The organism is Geobacillus sp. BMUD (assembly GCF_013096845.1).
GTDB lineage: Bacteria > Bacillota > Bacilli > Bacillales > Anoxybacillaceae > Geobacillus > Geobacillus vulcani.
Genome location: NZ_SDLA01000036.1, coordinates 1 through 1,930, shown reverse-complemented (window position 1 = coordinate 1,930; position 1,930 = coordinate 1). Strand labels below are relative to the sequence as shown.

The following is a 1,930-nucleotide window of genomic DNA, read 5'->3' as shown; positions in this document are numbered from 1 at the left end:
CCCCCGAGTTCGACAGTGACTAGGCAAACAAAATGCCTCTAATCCCTTGATACCAAAGGGCTCAGAGGCATTTGGGCATACTTCGGGCGTGTATCTAGGTGCGAGGATGGATGCCTAGAATCTTCGGAGGAGGCTCCAGCCCTAGAGCCGCAAAGAGTTGCGCTTGTTTGGTCGTCAGTTCTGTTCGTTGATAAAGGTCGCCGTTTTTTGAAGAAAAATGTCCAAGCACGAGACGTTCACATTCGTCCCTTACTTTCGGCCACGATTCATGGGTTCGGATCTCCACGATCCGAACTAGCAAGAGAGCGAGCCAACTGAGCAGCACGTGCGCCCGAATGCGGTCTTCCAAGCGATGATACATAGGTCGCAATTCCAATGTGGACTTCAATGTTCGAAAGGCCTGCTCGATATCCACCAACTGCTTATATCCAAGCGCGACATCTTCGGCAGACAAGGTGTCATCGGATGTCCGGATGAGATATTTGCCGTCGTACTTTTCCGCGTCACGAACCGCCTGCTTGTCGATGCGAAGGGTTCCGTCCTTCAACTGGCGCAAGTATTTTCCGTAGGACGGATGGGAACGCAATCGGCAGGTAGCCTTATGATGAGCTTCGTTTGGGAGTTGGCGAAGCCCTTCTAACTCCTCTTTCAGCGATTCGAGCAGCTTTTCTCGCTCCTTGCGTTGGCGCTCGGCTTCGCTGGGATTGTACACGAGAACATAGCGCTGACGCGCTTCTCCGTCTCCTACGGTGATTTCCTTGATATGCAAGTTCTCTCGGACTTGTTGGTAGCGCCCGCGACGGCTCAACGCCTCTTCGACGGAAGCTTTCCCGGATCGCATTTTTTCACCGACAATGTAATGTCCTCCTGCCTGTTGTAAGGTTCGTAAGTTTTCTTCAGAGGAAAATCCGCGATCCATGACACTGATGACACGACCAAGCTTCCAGCCGATGAGATCGTGTTTGACTTGTTTGATGACCGTCATGTCCATCGTATTGCCTGGCCATACCCAAGCGCGAATAGGGACTCCTTCCCGAGTGACGGCCAGCCCAATGACGATTTGGACAAGATCGGGTCGCTTGTCTTTGGAAAATCCCTGCTTTCGAAGGGATTCCTCTTCCGGTGTTTCGGACGGATCGACTTCGAAATAAGACGAAGTCGTATCAAAATAAAGCAAATCGACTTCCAGATTCAATAAGTCAGCTACAGCATGGAACACTTGACGTTCCAAGTCCGATTGCACGATCAGCAGTTCATCCATCGCTCGGTACAACTGATGGCTGGCGACCTCGGGAAGATGGGGAATATACACGTCCTTCTCCACCCACTCCTCCATCGCTAACTTGCTGGATGGATGAATCGCACGATTCGCCACCATGGCAAAAATGAGCCGTTCCAGCGAGATGTGATGATGTCGGGAGGCAAACAAGGTGTTCAGAATCTCCCCCAATCGCAGTTGGCTCCAGAGCTGATCCAAGAGCCAAACGCCGCCGAGGTGTTTGCATGACTGGAATTGAAAGTCATCGGCAGTTTCTCCTGCTAACTTTTCGACTTCCCAAGCTTGCTCGGGCGAAAGGAATCGCGAAATGCTTTTGGCCAGACGCTCCAAAACGGCGCGATCCACCTCATCTTCGCGCCCAAACGAATAAATCACCTTCGCTTTCGCATATTTGGCCTTCGGATCCCATTCGTTGTGAGCAAGCTGGAGATAAGCAACGGTTGTTCCATCTTTGTTTTTGCGTGTTACTCGTCGTATGTACATGCCTATATTATAACGTATACACGTTCATTTTAAAAGAATAAATTAATAAATCGTGTGCCTATGAAATTCGGCGTTTTTTTCTAGGGAAGGCGTGGTGAAATCCTTGATATAACAGCATTTCGGTCATTTTCATTTGCCTAAAATGCCCCTCAAACTGTCGAACTCGGG

At 50.2% G+C, this 1,930-nt stretch carries 1 protein-coding gene; it reads right to left on the bottom strand.

Translation table 11 applies throughout. The features are described 5' to 3' along the window. Positions 1–94: 94 nt before the first annotated feature. Positions 95–1,762, bottom strand: a complete 1,668-nt coding sequence (locus ETC05_RS17165) for an IS1634 family transposase (protein WP_171661540.1) — start codon at positions 1,760–1,762, stop codon at positions 95–97. Positions 1,763–1,930 lie beyond the last annotated feature (168 nt).